The sequence below is a fragment of the Streptomyces sp. NPDC033966 genome, assembly GCF_055575955.1.
Map to the genome: position 1 here is coordinate 618,107 of NZ_JBVIRQ010000001.1, position 17,426 is coordinate 635,532.

A 17,426-nucleotide genomic window follows, 5' to 3' on the forward strand; every position below is an offset into this window, starting at 1 on the left:
CTGCGGCAGCAGGCAGCGTACCCGGCCGGGGGCGCGGCCCCGCCGGACCCCCGGACACACCCCGGCCGGACGGCCCCACCAGGACGCCTTCCCCCGCCACGGGCTAGCCTGAGGCACGGCACGACTGTTGATGGACGCTCTAGGAGGCGCACGGATGGCTGCAGGCGCCCCGCGGATCTTCGTCTCGCATCTGTCGGGTGTGCCCGTCTTCGACCCCAACGGCGACCAGGTCGGCCGCGTCCGCGACCTCGTCGCGATGCTGCGGGTCGGCGGCCGCCCGCCCCGGCTGCTGGGCCTGGTCGTCGAGGTGGTCAGCCGGCGGCGGATCTTCCTGCCCATGACCCGGGTGACGGGCGTGGAGTCGGGCCAGGTCATCACCACCGGTGTCGTCAACATGCGGCGTTTCGAGCAGCGCCCCACCGAGCGGCTGGTCCTCGGCGAGCTGCTGGACCGGCGGGTGCGGCTCGTGGACGGCGGTGAGGAGGTCACCGTCCTGGACGTGGCCATCCAGCAGCTGCCGGCCCGCCGGGACTGGGAGATCGACCGGATCTTCGTGCGCAAGGGCAAGGGCGGCGCGCTGCGCCGGCGCGGTGAGACGCTGACCGTGGAGTGGTCGGCGGTCACCGGGTTCTCCCTGGAGGAGGAGGGCCAGGGCGCCGAGAGCCTGGTCGCGACCTTCGAACAGATGCGCCCGGCGGACCTGGCGAACGTCCTGCACCACCTGACGCCGAAGCGGCGCGCCGAGGTGGCCAACGCCCTCGACGACGACCGGCTCGCGGACGTCCTGGAGGAGCTGCCCGAGGACGACCAGGTGGAGATCCTCGGCAAGCTGAAGGAGGAGCGCGCCGCCGACGTCCTGGAGGCCATGGACCCCGACGACGCGGCCGACCTGCTCTCCGAGCTGCCGGAGGAGGAGAAGGAGCGGCTGCTGACGCTGATGCAGCCGGACGACGCGGCGGACGTGCGGCGCCTGCTGTCGTACGAGGAGAACACCGCGGGCGGTCTGATGACCACCGAGCCGATCGTGCTGCGCCCGGACGCCACCGTCGCGGACGCGCTGGCCCGCGTACGCAAGTCGGACCTGTCGCCGGCGCTGGCCGCGCAGGTCTACGTCTGCCGGCCGCCGGACGAGACGCCGACGGGCAAGTACCTGGGGACGGTGCACTTCCAGCGGCTGCTGCGGGACCCCCCGTTCACCCTGGTCAGCTCGCTGGTGGACGCGGACCTGCCGCCGCTGCGCCCGGACGCCTCGCTGCCGGCGGTGACCAGCTACCTGGCCGCGTACAACATGGTCGCGGCGCCGGTCGTCGACGAGAGCGGCTCGCTGCTGGGCGCGGTCACCGTGGACGACGTACTGGACCACCTGCTGCCCGACGACTGGCGGGAGACGGACTTCCACTCCGAGGAGGCCCTGCGTGGGCACTGAGCGCGGGCGCGGCGATGCGGCGCGCGAGCGGCGCCGGGAGAGGCGCGAGCAGGCCCGGGAGGGGCTCTCGGAGCGCCTGGAGGAGGCCGCCGAGCGGCTCCGCAACGAGCGGACGGAACGTTCCGCCGAACGGGCGAGGAGCGCGGCGCCCGCGGGGGCGAGCGCGCTGACGCGGTCGCGCGTACGGCTGGACCAGCCGCGCCCGGACCGCCGCAAGCTGCTGCCCGAGTACGACCCGGAGGCCTTCGGGCGGCTGTCGGAACGGGTGGCGCGGTTCCTCGGCACGGGCCGGTTCATCGTCTGGATGACCCTGGTCATCGTGGTGTGGGTGCTGTGGAACATCTTCGCCCCCGACCACCTGCGCTTCGACCAGTACCCGTTCATCTTCCTGACGCTGATGCTGTCCCTCCAGGCCTCGTACGCGGCCCCGCTGATCCTGCTCGCGCAGAACCGGCAGGACGACCGGGACCGGGTGACCCACGAGCAGGACCGCAAGCAGAACGAGCGCTCCATCGCGGACACGGAGTACCTGACCCGGGAGATCGCGGCGCTGCGGATGGGCCTGGGCGAGGTCGCCACGCGCGACTGGATCCGCTCGGAGTTCCAGGACCTGATCAAGGAGATGGACGAGCGGCGGCTGTTCCCCGGTGAAAGTGACGAAGGCGACCGCTGATCGGCTTACCTGAGCCCTGCTACCGAGCCGTACCATCGGGGCATGGCTACCGAGACACCCTCCGCCGCCGTGCCGGAGCAGGACGCGATCCTGGACGCGCTGGCGACGGTCAACGACCCCGAGATCCACCGGCCGATCACCGAGCTCGGCATGGTCAAATCGGTGGAGATCGGCGAGGGCGGCGCCGTCGCCGTCACGGTCTACCTCACGGTGTCGGGCTGTCCCATGCGCGAGACCATCACCAAGAACGTCACCGAGGCCGTCGAGAAGGTCGCGGGCGTCACCTCCGTCGCCGTCTCCCTGGACGTGATGAGCGACGAGCAGCGCAAGGAGCTGGCGGCCACCCTGCGCGGCGGCACCGCCGAGCGCGAGGTGCCGTTCGCCAAGCCGGGGTCGCTGACCCGCGTCTACGCGGTGGCCTCCGGCAAGGGCGGCGTCGGCAAGTCCTCCGTGACGGTCAACCTGGCCGCGGCGATGGCGGCCGACGGCCTGAAGGTCGGCGTGGTCGACGCGGACATCTACGGGCACAGCGTGCCGCGGATGCTCGGTGTGGAAGGCAAGCCCACCCAGGTCGAGAACATGATCATGCCGCCGTCCGCGAACGGCGTGAAGGTCATCTCCATCGGCATGTTCACCCCGGGCAACGCCCCGGTGGTGTGGCGCGGCCCGATGCTGCACCGAGCGCTCCAGCAGTTCCTGGCGGACGTGTTCTGGGGCGACCTGGACGTGCTGCTGCTGGACCTGCCGCCGGGCACCGGCGACATCGCGATCTCCGTGGCGCAGCTGGTGCCGAACGCCGAGATCCTGGTCGTGACCACCCCGCAGCAGGCCGCGGCGGAGGTCGCGGAGCGGGCCGGCTCGATCGCGGTGCAGACGCACCAGAAGATCGTGGGCGTCGTCGAGAACATGTCGGGCCTGCCGTGCCCGCACTGCGACGAGATGGTGGACGTGTTCGGCTCGGGCGGCGGCCAGAAGGTCGCCGACGGCCTGACCAAGACGGTCGGCGCGACGGTCCCCGTGCTCGGCACGATCCCGATCGACGTCCGGCTGCGCGAGGGCGGCGACGACGGCAAGCCGGTCGTCCTGTCCGACCCGGACTCCCCGGCGGGTGCGGCCCTGCGCACGATCGCCGGCAAGCTCGGCGGCCGCGCCCGTGGCCTCTCGGGCATGAGCCTGGGCATCACGCCGCGCAACAAGTTCTGAGCCGCTGAGCCGGCCCCGCACCCGCGGGGACCGCGCGGCGTGAAGGGCACCGCCGCCGGGCGGTGCCCTTTGCCGTACCTACTCGTACGTCCCCAGGTCGGCGATGGCCGAGAAGCCCAGCCCGTACGCGCTCATCCCCCGCCCGTACGCCCCCAGGTGCACCCCGCTCCCGGTGGACCCGGCCAGCACCCACCCGAACTCCGACTCCCGGTAGTGGAACGGCGTCGGCTCCCCGTCCACGGGCAGCGACAGCGTCGACCAGTCCGGTCCCGCGAGGTCGTCGGCGAGCTCCCAGGCGGCCTCCGTCTGCTGGTCGAGCCAGTCGTCGCGCCGGGTGTGGTCCATCTGCGGCGGCCAGCTGTACGACAGCAGCCCCGAGCCGGCCAGCCAGGCCGCCGAGGAGACCGAGGTGGCCTCCAGGACGCCGGTGCCGTCTCCGCTGCGGCGCGGCGGGTTCCCGGCGACGGTGATGACCACCGCGAAGCGGTCCTTCTCGCCGGTGGCGATCTCGCCCCGGGCGGAGGGCTCGTCCCCGTGACCGGTGGAGCCGTGCTCCACGCTGCCGTCGGCGCCGGTGCCGACCTGCATCAGCCAGCGGGGGCCGGTGAAGGCCCCGTCCAGGCCGTACCAGGGGAACTCGGCGCTCAGGTAGCCCGCCGCCCCCCGGCGGGCCGCCGGGACCGGCGCGGCGGCTCCCGGGGGCTGGCCGGGGGCGGCCTGGCCGCCGGTATGCTCCGGGGGCTCGGGCTGCGCGGGTGGTGCGTCTTCGGGGGCTTCGGCAGGCTGCGTGCCTACCCGGCTGCTGCTCGTCGTCTCCATGGGCGGCCTCTCGTTCCGTGGGGTCCGGAACGGCCCTCCCCCTCGCTGGGCTGGGGGGACCCCCACCGTAGGGCGTCCTCGGTCCGGACAGATGGAGGATAGCCATCCGGTCCCGGATCGACGGGCAGGCTGCGGATCAGGTGGCGTCGGCGTCGAAGGGGGTGCGGGGCTCCGCGGCCGGTGCGGCGGGCTTCTTCAGCAGGTCCGGGCCGGTGCCGGCGGCGGGCGTGACGGACGGCGCCGCGGGGGCCCGGCCCGCGTCCGTCTCCCGGCTGTTGACCGCGTCGGTGACCTCGTTGAGCTCCTTGCGGAGGTCGAAGCTGCTGCGCAGCTCCTGGAGGTCCTCGTTCTCGGTGAGCTGCTTGCGGATGAAGGTCTTCGGGTTCAGGTCCTCGAACTCGAAGTCCTTGAACTCGGGGCCCAGTTCGGAGCGGATGTCCTGCTTGGCGCTGTCCGAGAACGCGCGGATCTTCCGGATGAAGCCCGAGACGTCCTGGATCACCTTCGGCAGCTTGTCCGGGCCGAAGACGAGGATGGCGAGCACCACGATGGTGACCAGCTCGAGTGCGCCTATGTCGTTGAACACCTTGCCGCTCCTCGGCTCTCTCCACATCCGGCCCGGTCAACGGTACCCGGCGTTCCTTGCGCTCCCCTACGCCGGTGCGCGACCGTTCACGGATTCACCCGGGCGTCATCCGGTATTCGTGTCGCGGACGGCTGCCCGGGGGGCCTCCCCCGGGCGTCCCCGGGGCCTCTCAGGAGCCGCTCGCAGAGCCGAGGACCACGTCCAGGGTGCGCTCCTTGCCGTCGCGCAGCACGGTCAGGCCGAGGCGGTCGCCGGGCCGGTGCGCCCTGATCTTGATGATCAGCTCGTCGCCGCCGTGTACGCGTACGCCGTCCACCTTGGTGATCACGTCGCCAGGCCGGATCCCGGCGCGGGCGCCGGGGCCGTCGGCCACCACGGAGGGCTTGCCGTCCTCGCCCTTGGCGTCGACCCGGGCTCCGTCGCCCTTGTACTCCATGTCCAGGGTGACGCCGATGACGGGGTGGGTGGCGCGGCCGGTGCGGATGAGTTCCTCGGCGACCCGCTTGCCCTGGTTGACGGGGATGGCGAAGCCGAGGCCGATGCTGCCGCTCTGGCGGGTGGGGTCGTCACCGTCCTCGCCCTTGTCGGCACCGCGGATGGCGCTGTTGATGCCGATCACGTGGGCGCGGGAGTCGAGGAGGGGGCCGCCGGAGTTGCCGGGGTTGATGGGGGCGTCCGTCTGGAGGGCGTCGACGTAGCTGATGTCGCTGCCGTCGCGCTTGCCGCCGCCGGCGGTGATGGGGCGTCCGGTGGCGCTGATGATGCCCGAGGTGACGGTGTTGGAGAGGTCGAAGGGGGCCCCGATGGCCACCACCGGGTCGCCGACGCGGACGTTCTCGGAGTTCCCGAGCGCCAGCGGGCGCAGGCCCCGGACCCCGTTGACCTTCACCACGGCCAGGTCGTAGCCGCCGTCGCGGCCGACGAGCTCGGCGTTGACGCTCTCGCCCGTGCTGAAGGTGACCGTTATGTCGCGGGCGTCGGCGACGACGTGGTTGTTGGTCAGGATGTGGCCCTGGTCGTCCAGCACGAACCCGGTTCCGGTGCCGCTGCCGCCGCCCCCGCTGACGTGCAGGGTGACCACGCCGGGCAGTGCGGTCGCCGCGATGCCGGCCACGCTGTCGGGGGCCCGGCCCTTGTTGTCGACGGCGGCCTGCGGGAGCTCGAGGCGGGTGCTCGTGCGCCGCTCGGAGAGGATGCCGAGGTAGCCGCCGGCACAGCCCGCGAGGAGGGCGATGACGGTGCCGACGACCGCCAGCTGCCACAGCGCGGGCCCGCCGCGCGGCGCCCTGCCCTGGTCGACGACCTGGAGCGGGCCGGCGGCCCAGGGGTCGTAGCGGGGGCCGGGAGCGGAGCCGGGGGCCTGGTCCGGGGCGGGCACCGCCGGAGTCCGGCCGGTGTCCGCTTCCGGGCCCGGCTCCGGCACGGCGGCGGGCCGGCTCCACCACGCCGGAGCCGGACCGTTCTGCTGACTGTCGGACATGGGCGCTCCCCCGCGGGCCTGGCGCACCGCGGGGCGGCGCGTGTGCCGCAGATTCAACCAGGTACCCGGGCCCCTCGGGGCCCGGGTCAGCGGGAGAGGGAGACCGGCCGCGCCGTCGCCGGGGCCGAGGAGGCCGCCGTGGGCAGCTGCCCCACCGGGACCGGGCCGGTCGTCACGCCGGTCGTCACGCCGGGGGTCGGGACCCGGTCGCGGACGAAGGCGTCGGTCAGCGGCACCGAGGGTCCGGGCCTGGTCGCGGGCGCCTCGCCCCGGGCGTTCGGCTCGATCCCGTCCAGCGGCAGCGAGCCGCCGAGCGCGATCGCGGCCAGCGACACGGCTCCCGCCGCCACGAAGGCGAAGCGGCGTCTGGGACGGCCCACCTCGTGGATACGGAAACCCTCGCGCGGGGCGGCCGGAGCGGAGTACCCGAACGAGGAGAACGGGTCGACGCCCGGAGCCGGGGGCGCGAGCGGAGCCCCCGGTCCGCCGCCCGGCCCGGCGGGCCCGGCAGGCCCGTCCGGGCCCGCTCCCGGCAGCCCCTGGAGCCGGGCCAGCAGCCCGGCCGACAGCGGTGGCGGGGCGCTCTCCACGAACAGGGTCTTCAGCCGGCGCTGCGCGTCGGCCTCGGCCTTGCACTTGGCGCAGGTCGCCAGGTGCGCCAGCACCCGCTCGCGCGCGTCGTGCTTCAACTCCCCGTCCACCAGGGCGGCGAGCCGGTCACCCAGGTGCTGCTCGGCGGGGGAGGGACTCGCTCCGCTCACTCGGCTCCGCCTTCTCCCCCGGCGCCCGGGGCGCCCACCGCCACGCCCGCCAGCGCGCGCTGCTCGGCACGGAACTCGGGAGACCGGTGCTTGAGCGCCTTGCGCAGGTGCGAGCGGCCCCGGTGGATGCGGCTGCGGACGGTGCCGAGCTTCACGCCGAGCGTGGCGGCGATCTCCTCGTAGGACAGGCCCTCGATGTCGCAGAGCACCACGGCGGCGCGGAACTCGGGCGCGAGGGTGTCCAGCGCCTGCTGCACGTCCGCGTCGAAGTGCGTGTCGTGCAGGACCTGCTGGGGGGACGGCTCACGGCTCGGCAGCCGCTCGGCGGCGTCGTCGCCCAGCGCGTCGAAGCGGATCCGCTGCTTGCGGCGGACCATGTCCAGGAACAGGTTCGTGGTGATGCGGTGCAGCCAGCCCTCGAAGGTGCCGGGCGTGTAGGTGGACAGCGAGCGGAAGACGCGGACGAAGACCTCCTGCGTCAGGTCCTCGGCGTCGTGCTGGTTGCCCGTCAGGCGGTAGGCGAGGCGGTAGACCCGTGCACTGTGCGTGCTGACGATCTCCTCCCATGAGGGAGGGGTCCACGCCTGGGAGCCCGCATCGGCGGCAAAGGTCGCGGTGGTCGCGGTGTGGGCGGTGTGGAAGCGGTCAGCGGTGTAGGTCACGGATTTCGGCTCACCCGCCGACCAGAAGAGACGTCTGAGGACGCCTCCACGATCCACAGGCGCAGCCGCACCTCCCCTGTCGGCTCTGGTGGTGTCCAGTGGAGCCCCTACCATAGCCACCCCTCCCGTCAGCTCTGGATAAGCGTTTTTGCAGTAACTTTGCACGGACCTCGGGGTCCGGACCGCCGATCTGCCCGCAGCCGTCCCCTCTATCCCGCCTCTCACCCTCCCAACGCCCGGTCCCATCTGCGGGTTCCCGACGTCAGCGGATACAGTCACCGTTGCGCCAACTATGGGGACAGGAGAGGGTCATTAGCGGCAACCGGCAGACGAGCTGGGCGTTCGCCGACGCGTTCGTAGCCGAGGACGACGCTCTGCGATGGGCCCGAGACCGGTCGAGGGAAGCGGGCCTGCGGTCCGTGTCCCCCGGCACCGGGGCCGCGCTGCGCCTGCTCGCCGCCACCGCGGACGCCAAGGCCGTCGCCGAGATCGGCACCGGGACCGGCGTCTCGGGGATCCACCTGCTGCACGGGATGCGGCCGGACGGGGTCCTGACCACGGTGGACCCCGAACCCGACCGGCAGGCCTTCGCCCGCCAGGCCTTCCGCGCGGCCGGCTTCGCGGGGAACCGCGCGCGGTTCATTCCGGGGCGGGCGCTGGACGTGCTGCCGCGGCTCGCCGACGGCGGGTACGACCTGGTCTTCTGCGACGGCGACCCGGCCGAGTCCCTCGACTACCTCGCGGAATCGTTGCGGCTGCTCCGCCCCGGCGGCCTGGTGTGCTTCGAGGGCGTCTTCGCCGACGGCCGTACGGTCGACTCGGCGGCCCAGCCGGTGGAGGTCATCCGGGTCCGCGAGCTGCTGCGCAGCGTGCGGGAGAGCCCGGCGCTGGAAGCCGCGCTGCTGCCGGTGGGGGACGGGCTCCTCTGCGCCGTCCGCCGCTGACCTGGCCGGCCGGCGCCCGGGCGCCCCTGCCCTGACCGGGCGGGGTCCGGGTCCGGCCGGGGGCGGCGGTGCCGCTGCGCGGGGCGGGTTCCCCTACCCGCCCTTCGCCCGTCCCTCCCCCAGCTACCGCTGGGAGGTACCCCCAGGGGCTCCGACCCAGACCCCGCGCCCCGGCGCCGAGCCGTGCGAGCGGCGCGTCAAAAAAACCCCGCCCCCGCCGCGGTGGGCGGCAGGGGCGGGGCAAGATCAAAGGGCCGAGGCTCAGCCGACGACCTTCTTCAGGGCGTCACCCAGGGCGTCCGCCTCGTCCGGCGTCAGTTCGACGACAAGTCGACCGCCGCCTTCGAGCGGTACGCGCATGACGATGCCTCGCCCCTCCTTGGTGACCTCGAGCGGGCCGTCGCCCGTCCGCGGCTTCATGGCCGCCATGCTCGTTCCCCTTCCTGAAACCAGCTCATCGTCAGCCGACGGCCCCGTTCAGGCGCCTAGTACCCGGCATCGAACACATTGCTTCCCAGCCATTATCCCGCATGTCAGGACCCGATGACCAACATCGGAAGGGAACGCTTGCGCAACGCGCGCGACCAAAACCACTCATTTCGGGGATCCGCCTGCGATACTTCGCCGCCGTCCCCGGGGGTGGGGCTCCGCTTTGTTTGACGCACATCACATGCCCGCCCCCGCTCCCGTCCGCCATGCTGGCCCTTGCACCCGCCGGTACCGGCCGGTAGCCAAGCCCGCGACGAAGGGGGACCCCCGCCATGGCCGACAGCGTGCTCTACGAAGTGACCGACGGACTCGCGACCGTCACGATCAACCGGCCCGACGCGATGAACGCCATGAACACGGAGGCCAAGGTCGCCCTGCGCGACGCCGTTCGGGCGGCGGCCGCCGACACCGCCGTACGGGCGGTCCTGCTCACCGCCGCCGGGGACCGGGCCTTCTGCGTGGGCCAGGACCTCAAGGAGCACATCGGCAACCTCGCCGCGGACCGCGAGAACGGCTCGACGCTCACGATGAGCACGGTCTCCGAGCACTACAACCCGATCGTGCGGGCCCTGACGGAGATGCCCAAGCCCGTCGTGGCCGCGGTCAACGGCGTCGCCGCCGGGGCCGGCTTCGGGTTCGCGCTCGCGGCGGACTTCCGCGTCGTCGCCGAGACCGCGTCCTTCAACACCTCCTTCGCCGGGGTCGCCCTGACCGCCGACTCCGGGGTGTCCTGGACGCTGCCGCGGCTGATCGGCGCCTCCCGGGCCTCCGACCTGCTGCTGTTCCCCCGCTCGATCAAGGCGCAGGAGGCCTATGAGCTGGGCATCGTGAACCGGCTGGTGCCCGCGGAGTCGCTGCGCGCCGAGGCCGAGAAGGTGGCCCGCGCCCTCGCCTCCGGCCCGACGGTGGCCTACGCGGCCCTGAAGGAGTCCCTGGCGTACGGGGCCTCGCACACCCTCTCCGAGGCCCTGGAGCGCGAGGACGTCCTCCAGACCCGCGCGGGGGCCTCCGAGGACCACTCCATCGCCGTGCAGGCCTTCCTCGCGAAGCAGCCGCCGGAGTACCTGGGCCGCTGACGCCTCACCCCTCGCGGGAGACGCAGCCCGCGAGGTGGTCGTTGACCAGGCCGCACGCCTGCATCAGGGCGTAGGCCGTGGTCGGCCCGACGAAGCGGATGCCCGCCTTCTTCAGGGCCTTGGCCAGGGCCGTGGACTCCGGGGTCACCGCCGGCACGTCGGCGGTGCTCCTCGGGGCCCGGCCCCGCTTCTGCGGGGCGTGGGACCAGATCAGTCCGTCCAGCTCCCCCGCCCCCCAGCCGGCCAGCACCTTCGCGTTGGCGAGGGTGGCCTCGATCTTGGCCCGGTTGCGGATGATCCCCTCGTCGCCCATCAGCCGCTCGGCGTCGGCCGGCCCGAACTCCGCGACCGCCGCGATCTCGAAGTCCGCGAAGGCCTTCCGGAAGCCCTCGCGGCGGCGGAGGATCGTGATCCAGGACAACCCGGACTGGAAGGCCTCCAGGCACAGCCGTTCGTACAGGGCGTCGTCCCCGTGGACGGGCTTGCCCCATTCGGTGTCGTGGTAGACGACGTAGTCCTCCGCGGACAGCCCCCACGGACAGCGCAGCCCGCCGTCCGGGCCCGCCACCAGTCCCGCGCCGCTCACCGTTCGTCCTTCGTGAGGTCGACCCGGTCCGCCGGGGCATGGGCGCGCGCGGCCGTCAGCTCCGCGATCCGCGCGTCCCGCTCGGCCAGCTCGGCGGCGAGCCGGTCCAGTACGTCGTCCACCTCGGCCATCCGGTAGCCGCGCGGCGCGACCGGCAGCCGCAGCGCGTCGATGTCCGCCCGTACCACCGGCCGGCTTTCCGGGAGCGCGTCGGCCACCCGGTCGGGCTCGGCCTCGGGCAGCACGGCCTCGGCACCGCCGCCGACCACCGCGAGGGTGACCGCGGCCACGACCACGACCAGCGCGATCAGCAAGAACCAGAACACGATCAACTCCCCTGAGAGACTCCTGCCCCTCAGGTTAAGGTCGCAGACGAGGCGCGAGGGTCGCCGAAGGAGGAAAGAGCAGGATGCTGCGACTGGGCAGGCGCGAGTTCGACACCCACGAGCCGGTGATCATGGCCATCGTGAACCGCACCCCGGACTCCTTCTACGACCAGGGCGCCACCTTCCGCGACGAGCCGGCCCTCGACCGGGTGGAGCAGGCCGTGGCCGAGGGCGCGGCGATCATCGACATCGGCGGGGTCAAGGCGGGCCCCGGCGAGCACGTGGACGCGGCGGAGGAGGCCCGGCGCACGGTCGGCTTCGTGGCGGAGGTGCGCCGCCGCCACCCGGACGTGGTGATCAGCGTGGACACCTGGCGGCACGAGGTCGGCGAGGCGGTCTGCGAGGCCGGGGCGGACGTGCTGAACGACGCGTGGGGCGGGGTGGACCCGAAGCTGGCGGAGGTCGCCGCGCGCTACGGCGCGGGCATCGTCTGCACCCACGCGGGCGGGGTCGAGCCGCGCACGCGGCCGCACCGGACCTCGTACGAGGACGTGATGGAGGACATCCTGCGCGTCACGGTCGGCCTCGCGGAGCGGGCCGAGGCCCTCGGGGTGCCCCGGGAGTCGATCATGATCGATCCGGGCCACGACTTCGGGAAGAACACCCGGCATTCGCTGGAAGCCACCCGCCGGCTCGCGGAGATGACCGAAACCGGTTGGCCGGTGCTGGTCTCCCTGTCCAACAAGGACTTCGTCGGCGAGACCCTCGACAAGCCGGTCAAGGAGCGCCTGCTGGGCACCCTGGCGACCACGGCCGTCTCGGCCTGGCTCGGCGCGCAGGTCTACCGCGTCCACGAGGTCGCGGAGACGAAGCAGGTCCTCGACATGGTCCGCTCGATCCAGGGGCACCGCCCGCCGGCCGTCGCCCGCCGCGGGCTGGCCTGAGGCCGCGGGCCGCGCCGCCCTGGGCCGGAGCGGCCCGCCCCGCTGCCGGTCGGCTACTTGCCGACCTCCTTCGTCACCAGCGCGATCGCCTCGTCCACGTCGTCCGTGACGTGGAAGAGGTAGAGGTCCTTCTCCGAGGCCTTGCCCTGGGCGATGACCGTGTTCCGCAGCCAGTCGATCAGGCCGCCCCAGTACTCCGTGCCGAAGAGCACGATGGGGAACCTGGTGATCTTCTGCGTCTGGACCAGGGTCAGCGCCTCAAACATCTCGTCCAGGGTGCCGAGTCCGCCCGGCAGCACCACGAAGCCCTGGCTGTACTTCACGAACATCGTCTTGCGGACGAAGAAGTACCGGAAGTTCAGCCCGAGATCGACGTGCTGGTTGAGCCCCTGCTCGAAGGGGAGCTCGATGCCCAGGCCGACGGAGATGCCGTTCGCCTCGCGGGCGCCCTTGTTGGCCGCCTCCATCGCACCCGGGCCGCCGCCGGTGATCACCGCGAAGCCGGCTTCGACGAGCGCGCTGCCGAGCCGTACGCCCGCCTCGTACTCCGGCGAGTCCACCGGCGTGCGGGCCGAGCCGAACACGCTGATCGCGGGCGGCAGCTCCGCCAGGGTGCCGAAGCCCTCGATGAACTCCGACTGGATGCGCAGGACCCGCCAGGGATCGGTGTGCACCCACTCGGAGGGACCGGCCGAGTCCAGCAGCCGCTGGTCCGTCGTACTGCCCGCCTGCACCTGGCCCCGCCTGCGCAGCACCGGCCCGAGCTGCTGCTCCTCGGGCCGACGGCGGGACCCCTCGGCATTGCCGTGGTTGCCCATGACGTGCTCCCTCCTGCTGATCGTTGGATCAGGTTAGGCGCACGAAGGTGACCGGAAGGGGAATTTACGAGGTCAGCCAGGCGCGGAGTCGTTCCTCGCAGTGCAGGATGGCCTTCGTCTCGACACGCTCGTCGACCTTGTGGGCCAGCAGGGCGTCACCCGGCCCGTAGTTGACCGCCGGAACGCCGAGCGCGCTGAAGCGGGAGACGTCCGTCCAGCCGAACTTGGGCATCGGACGGCCGCCGACGGCCTCCATGAAGGCCGCCGCGGCCGGGTGCGACAGGCCGGGCAGGGCGCCGCCGGAGGAGTCGTCGACCACGAACTCGGCGATGTCGCAGTCCGCGAAGACCTCCCGGACGTGGGCCAGCGCGTCGGCCTCGCTGCGGTCGGGGGCGTAACGGAAGTTCACGGTGACCGTGCAGGCGTCCGGGATGACGTTGTTGGCGACGCCGCCCTCGACGCGGACCGCGTTGAGGCCCTCGTGGTACTCCAGGCCGTCGATGAGCGGCTTGCGGGGCTCGTACGCGGCCAGCTTCGCCAGGATCGGGCTCGCGGCGTGGATGGCGTTGGCGCCCATCCAGCTGCGCGCGGAGTGGGCGCGCTCGCCCTTGGTGCGCAGCAGCACGCGCAGGGTGCCCTGGCAGCCGCCCTCGACCTCGGCGTTGGAGGGCTCCAGCAGTACGGCGAAGTCACCGGCCAGCCAGTCGGGGTGGGCGTCGGCGACCTTGCCGAGGCCGTTGAGGTCGGCGGCCACCTCCTCCTGGTCGTAGAAGACGAAGGTGAGGTCGCGGTTGGGTTCGGGGACGGTCGCCGCGATCCTCAGCTGTACGGCGACCCCGGACTTCATGTCCGTCGTGCCGCAGCCCCACAGGACGTCGTTCTCGTCCAGGCGGGACGGGACGTTGTCGGCGATCGGCACGGTGTCGAGGTGGCCCGCCAGTACGACGCGCTCGGCGCGGCCGAGGTGCGTACGGGCTACGACGTTGTTGCCGAGGCGGTCGACGGTGAGGTGCGGGAGGGCGCGCAGCGCGTCTTCCACCAGGTCGGCGAGCACCTTCTCGTCGCCGCTCACGGAAGGGATGTCGACGAGCCGGGCGGTCAGCTCGGCAGCGTCCAGGGTGAGGTCCAGCTCGGATTCGGACATGGAACTGACCCTAACGCCCCGGGATGGGCGGGAAGCGGGAGCGTCCGGCCGGTGGACGGTTTATCGGCCTCAAGTACGGTGGGCCGCGTGTCCGAGACCGATCGCTCCCGCCCCCGCCGCCGCCGGCCGTTCCGCAAGGCCGTCGGCCTGGTCGTCCTGCTCGGGGTGATCGGGTACTTCGTCGTCCAGCGGGAGTCCGACAACGGCGCCGCCTACTGCACGGCTTCGGCGACCGGGGCGGGTTCCGCGGGCGCGGGGAACGTCCAGACGTACGAGATGACGCCGGAGCAGGCGGCGAACGCGGCGACGATAGCCGCCGTCGGGATCTCCAAGGGGCTGCCGGACCGGGCGGTGACCATCGCGCTGGCGACGGCGATGCAGGAGTCGGCGCTGCGCAACCTCGACCACGGGGACCGCGATTCGCTGGGGCTGTTCCAGCAGCGGCCCTCGCAGGGCTGGGGGACCCCGGAGCAGATCATGGATCCGGTGTACTCGGCGGGGATCTTCTACGACCGGCTCGCGGAGATCAAGGGCTACACCCGGCTGCCGCTGACGGTGGCCGCGCAGAAGGTGCAGCTCAGCGGCTTCCCGCAGGCGTACGCGAAGCACGAGCCGGACGCGACGGTCCTGACGGCCGTCTTCGGCGAGAACGGCACGCCGGCCTCCCTGGCCTGTTCCGGCCCGGCGCCCTCGGCGGGCGACCCGGAGAAGGTGCGGGCGGAGCTGGCGCGGGCCTTCGGAGCGCCGGCGCGGGAGGCGCTGGGCGCGGGCCGGGCGGGCGCTCCGGGCGGGCGGTCGGCGGCGGGCGGGTCGGTGCCCGAGCCGGAGGTCGGGCTGCGGCTCAAGGAGGGCGGCGGCCCGGCCGAGGCGCGGCGGGGGCGGGCGATGGCCCATTGGGCGGTGGCCCGGTCGAAGGAGCTGGGCATCGCACGGGTGTCGTACGACGGTTCCTCGTGGGTGGCCGGGAGGGACGGCGGCGCGTGGCAGGGCAAGGGCGGCGGCCGCAAGGGCGGTGCCGGGGACCCGCACGACGCGGCTCCGGGCGAGGTGCGGATCTTCATGGCCCGCGCCACCGCCCGCTGAGCGCCGCCGCCCGCTGAGCGCCGCCGCCCGCGGGCCGGTGCCGGTCACCGGGGTGCCCGCGTACGCCCCCGGCGCGCGGGCGGCTCGGCCGCGACGCCCCGGCGGCACGGTCACGCGTACGCCCCGTCACCCGTGAGGGGGGTCCACGCGTTCGGCCCGTACACCCGGAAGGCGGACAGAACCGCAGGTCGGCGCGGGTCCGGTGCTCTTGTCACGGAAGCCGATTAAACGATGCGTTACTGATCCTTTACCCGGCGGGTCCGCAACTCCCCCCACCCCGGGAGCGGTTGTACACGGCGTACTCAGCCGCTACCGCTTAGGAGCATCATGACCCTCCCCCTGACCCGTCGGATCGCCCGCGCCGCGCTTCTCCTCGCAGCCGGTACCGCTCCCGTGGTCGGTGCGGCAGGCGCCGCCAGCGCGGCCGACGCCGTGGGCCTGGAGTCCCTGCCGAAGCTGAACACGCTCACCGCCCCCGACACCGGCGCCGCCACCGACGCCGCGCACACCGCCACCGAGGCCCTCCCGGCCGCCGCCCCCGTCGCCGCCCCCGCCACCGAGGCCGTCGGCAGCGCCGGCGCGGCCGGCCAGACGCTGGGCGGCCTGCCGGTCGCCGGCCAGCTGCCGGTGGGCCAGCTGCCCCTGGGCGGCCTGCCGCTGGGCGGCTGACCGCCGCCGGACACGCGAACGCCCGAGGGGGCCGGGAGCTGCTGCTCCCGGCCCCCTCGGTCCGTTTCCCGCAGGCGGCGGTGGTCAGCCGAGGCGCTTGACCGCGGCGGCGACCCGCTCGTCGGTGGCCGTGAAGGCCACGCGGACGAAGTTCGCGCCGGCCTCACCATAGAAGTCGCCCGGCGCGACCAGGATGCCGAGCTCGGCGAGGTGCGCGACGGTGTCCCAGCAGGGCTCGTCGCGGGTCGCCCACAGGTAGAGGCTGGCCTCGCTGTGCTCGATGCGGAAGCCGTGCGACTCCAGTGCCGTGCGCAGCGCCTCGCGGCGGGCGGCGTAGCGGCCGCGCTGCTCCTCGACGTGGGCGTCGTCGCCGAGGGCGGCCACCGTGGCCGCCTGGACCGGGGCGGGGGTCATCATGCCGCCGTGCTTGCGGATCTCCAGCAGCTCGCCGAGGACGGCCGCGTCACCGGCGATGAACGCGGCCCGGTAGCCGGCCAGGTTGGAGCGCTTGGAGAGCGAGTGGACCGCCACCAGGCCCTCGTACGAGCCGCCGCACACGTCGTCGTGCAGGACGGAGACGGGCTCGGCCTCCCAGCCCAGTTCCAGGTAGCACTCGTCGCTGAAGACCAGGATGCCGTGCTCGCGCGCCCAGGCGACGATCCGGATCAGGTCTTCCTTCGGGATGACCTTCCCGGTGGGGTTGGACGGGGAGTTGAGCCACAGCAGCTTCACGCCCGCCGGGTCCAGTTCCGTCGGGTCGTCGTACACGACGGCCTCGGCGCCGCACAGCCGCGCGCCGACCTCGTACGTCGGGTACGCGAGCCGGGGGTAGGCGACCTTGTCGCCGGCGCCCAGGCCCAGCTGGGTCGGCAGCCAGGCCACCAGCTCCTTGGAGCCGACCACCGGCAGGACGTTGCGGTGTCCGGCGGCGCTCGCGCCGAGGCGGCCCCGCAGCCAGCCGGTGATGGCGTCGCGCAGGGCGGGCGTCCCCCACACGGTGGGGTAGCCCGGGGAGTCCGCGGCGGCGACGAGGGCGCGCTGGATCAGTTCGGGCACCGGGTCCACGGGGGTGCCGACGGACAGGTCGACGATGCCGTCAGCGTGGGCCGCCGCCGTGGCCTTGTACGGCTCCAGCTTGTCCCAGGGAAAGGCGGGAAGACGGTCGGAAACTGCGGCCACGGTGCTCTCTGCTCTCTGTGAGGTGCGGGGCTGTGTCGTACGGGGAAACGGCTCGGTCCCGCCCGGCAGGAGTGCCGTACGGGACCGAGAGGCGCGTCTGCCGTGAACGGTCAGTGCTCGCCGGCGTTGATGTCGGCGGGCAGCGCCGCGACGAAGGGGTGGTCGCGCTCGATCAGGCCGAGCTTGGAGGCACCACCGGGCGAACCGAGCTCGTCGAAGAACTCGACGTTCGCCTTGTAGTAGTCCTTCCACTCCTCCGGGGTGTCGTCCTCGTAGAAGATGGCCTCGACGGGGCAGACCGGCTCACAGGCGCCGCAGTCGACGCACTCGTCCGGGTGGATGTACAAGGACCGCTGGCCCTCGTAGATGCAGTCGACGGGGCACTCTTCGATGCAGGCCTTGTCCTTGACGTCGACACAAGGCTCCGCGATGACGTAGGTCACGCTCTCGTTCCTCCTCGGTAGGGCTGTCCATTCGCGCGGGAGCGCGGCGTCGTCGATGCCCGCATCTAGTATCTCCGTTCCCGGGCACGATCCGAACAGGAGGGGCGGACAGAGC

Annotated in this window: 20 protein-coding genes; 8 read left to right on the forward strand and 12 right to left on the reverse strand. The window is 73.1% G+C overall.

Going from position 1 to position 17,426, the window contains the following annotated elements:
- The first annotated feature begins 154 nt into the window (after positions 1-154).
- From ACZ518_RS02840 to ACZ518_RS02850, 3 genes are all read left to right on the forward strand, one after another.
- The gene (locus ACZ518_RS02840) at positions 155-1,426 is read left to right on the forward strand and encodes a magnesium transporter MgtE N-terminal domain-containing protein (RefSeq protein ID WP_125602977.1); all 1,272 of its coding nucleotides are present in this window, start codon (positions 155-157) and stop codon (positions 1,424-1,426) included.
- Positions 1,427-1,592: 166 nt separating this feature from the next.
- A complete protein-coding gene (locus tag ACZ518_RS02845) occupies positions 1,593-2,099 on the forward strand; it encodes a DUF1003 domain-containing protein (RefSeq protein ID WP_469111669.1) in 507 nt (168 codons plus the stop codon).
- A 42-nt stretch (positions 2,100-2,141) separates the two neighbouring features.
- Positions 2,142-3,302: an Mrp/NBP35 family ATP-binding protein gene (locus ACZ518_RS02850; protein WP_469111230.1), complete on the forward strand. Its 1,161-nt coding sequence runs from the start codon at positions 2,142-2,144 to the stop codon at positions 3,300-3,302.
- Between the two features lie 78 nt (positions 3,303-3,380).
- Here the strand turns inward: ACZ518_RS02850 and ACZ518_RS02855 are convergent, their stop codons facing one another.
- The 5 genes from ACZ518_RS02855 to sigE all read right to left on the reverse strand — a co-directional run bounded on the left by ACZ518_RS02855 (position 3,381) and on the right by sigE (position 7,724).
- A complete protein-coding gene (locus ACZ518_RS02855) occupies positions 3,381-4,121 on the reverse strand; it encodes a hypothetical protein (protein WP_469111231.1) in 741 nt (246 codons plus the stop codon).
- 136 nt (positions 4,122-4,257) lie between these two features.
- Positions 4,258-4,707 (reverse strand): sec-independent translocase, encoded by a 450-nt coding sequence (locus ACZ518_RS02860; protein WP_469111232.1) that lies wholly within the window; start codon positions 4,705-4,707, stop codon positions 4,258-4,260.
- A gap of 169 nt (positions 4,708-4,876) precedes the next feature.
- Positions 4,877-6,187, reverse strand: a complete 1,311-nt coding sequence (locus ACZ518_RS02865; protein ID WP_469111233.1) for a S1C family serine protease — start codon at positions 6,185-6,187, stop codon at positions 4,877-4,879.
- 86 nt (positions 6,188-6,273) lie between these two features.
- Positions 6,274-6,948, reverse strand: coding sequence for an anti-sigma factor family protein (locus tag ACZ518_RS02870; RefSeq protein ID WP_469111234.1), 675 nt, complete (start codon positions 6,946-6,948; stop codon positions 6,274-6,276).
- A complete protein-coding gene (sigE, locus tag ACZ518_RS02875; RefSeq protein ID WP_125605623.1) occupies positions 6,945-7,724 on the reverse strand; it encodes an RNA polymerase sigma factor SigE in 780 nt (259 codons plus the stop codon). Before sigE ends, ACZ518_RS02870 begins: the two co-directional genes overlap by 4 nt.
- 167 nt (positions 7,725-7,891) lie before the next feature.
- On the opposite strand from sigE, the gene ACZ518_RS02880 reads away from it, so the two are divergent.
- Complete coding sequence (locus tag ACZ518_RS02880; protein WP_125605621.1) at positions 7,892-8,554, forward strand: O-methyltransferase; 663 nt, start codon at positions 7,892-7,894, stop codon at positions 8,552-8,554.
- Positions 8,555-8,815: 261 nt separating this feature from the next.
- On the opposite strand, the gene ACZ518_RS02885 is transcribed toward ACZ518_RS02880, so the two are convergent.
- Positions 8,816-8,983, reverse strand: coding sequence for a DUF3117 domain-containing protein (locus ACZ518_RS02885; RefSeq protein ID WP_003966491.1), 168 nt, complete (start codon positions 8,981-8,983; stop codon positions 8,816-8,818).
- 332 nt (positions 8,984-9,315) lie between these two features.
- Between ACZ518_RS02885 and chcB the strand changes: the two genes are divergently transcribed.
- Complete coding sequence (chcB, locus tag ACZ518_RS02890; protein ID WP_469111235.1) at positions 9,316-10,119, forward strand: 2-cyclohexenylcarbonyl CoA isomerase; 804 nt, start codon at positions 9,316-9,318, stop codon at positions 10,117-10,119.
- Between the two features lie 4 nt (positions 10,120-10,123).
- On the opposite strand, the gene ACZ518_RS02895 is transcribed toward chcB, so the two are convergent.
- Together ACZ518_RS02895 and ACZ518_RS02900 are read right to left on the reverse strand one after the other, a co-directional pair.
- Positions 10,124-10,705 carry a DNA-3-methyladenine glycosylase I gene (locus ACZ518_RS02895; RefSeq protein ID WP_469111236.1) on the reverse strand — a complete coding sequence of 194 codons (582 nt, stop codon included), beginning with the start codon at positions 10,703-10,705 and terminating at the stop codon, positions 10,124-10,126.
- Positions 10,702-11,031: a DivIVA domain-containing protein gene (locus ACZ518_RS02900; RefSeq protein ID WP_469111237.1), complete on the reverse strand. Its 330-nt coding sequence runs from the start codon at positions 11,029-11,031 to the stop codon at positions 10,702-10,704. Before ACZ518_RS02900 ends, ACZ518_RS02895 begins: the two co-directional genes overlap by 4 nt.
- Before the next feature lie 83 nt (positions 11,032-11,114).
- Between ACZ518_RS02900 and folP the strand changes: the two genes are divergently transcribed.
- Positions 11,115-11,975 (forward strand): dihydropteroate synthase, encoded by an 861-nt coding sequence (gene folP, locus ACZ518_RS02905; protein ID WP_469111238.1) that lies wholly within the window; start codon positions 11,115-11,117, stop codon positions 11,973-11,975.
- Positions 11,976-12,028: 53 nt separating this feature from the next.
- On the opposite strand, the gene ACZ518_RS02910 is transcribed toward folP, so the two are convergent.
- Positions 12,029-12,793 carry an LOG family protein gene (locus tag ACZ518_RS02910; RefSeq protein ID WP_469111239.1) on the reverse strand — a complete coding sequence of 255 codons (765 nt, stop codon included), beginning with the start codon at positions 12,791-12,793 and terminating at the stop codon, positions 12,029-12,031.
- Positions 12,794-12,857: 64 nt separating this feature from the next.
- Positions 12,858-13,937 (reverse strand): succinyl-diaminopimelate desuccinylase, encoded by a 1,080-nt coding sequence (dapE, locus tag ACZ518_RS02915; RefSeq protein WP_469111240.1) that lies wholly within the window; start codon positions 13,935-13,937, stop codon positions 12,858-12,860.
- Positions 13,938-14,024: 87 nt separating this feature from the next.
- Between dapE and ACZ518_RS02920 the strand changes: the two genes are divergently transcribed.
- Positions 14,025-15,020 (forward strand): hypothetical protein, encoded by a 996-nt coding sequence (locus ACZ518_RS02920; protein ID WP_469111241.1) that lies wholly within the window; start codon positions 14,025-14,027, stop codon positions 15,018-15,020.
- A gap of 327 nt (positions 15,021-15,347) precedes the next feature.
- Positions 15,348-15,689 carry an ATP-binding protein gene (locus tag ACZ518_RS02925; protein ID WP_469111242.1) on the forward strand — a complete coding sequence of 114 codons (342 nt, stop codon included), beginning with the start codon at positions 15,348-15,350 and terminating at the stop codon, positions 15,687-15,689.
- A gap of 84 nt (positions 15,690-15,773) precedes the next feature.
- Here the strand turns inward: ACZ518_RS02925 and ACZ518_RS02930 are convergent, their stop codons facing one another.
- On the reverse strand, positions 15,774-16,868 hold the full coding sequence (locus ACZ518_RS02930) for a bifunctional succinyldiaminopimelate transaminase/glutamate-prephenate aminotransferase (protein ID WP_469111243.1): 1,095 nt from the start codon (positions 16,866-16,868) through the stop codon (positions 15,774-15,776).
- A gap of 110 nt (positions 16,869-16,978) precedes the next feature.
- On the reverse strand, positions 16,979-17,311 hold the full coding sequence (gene fdxA / locus ACZ518_RS02935) for a ferredoxin (protein WP_007266339.1): 333 nt from the start codon (positions 17,309-17,311) through the stop codon (positions 16,979-16,981).
- Between the last annotated feature and the right edge of the window lie 115 nt (positions 17,312-17,426).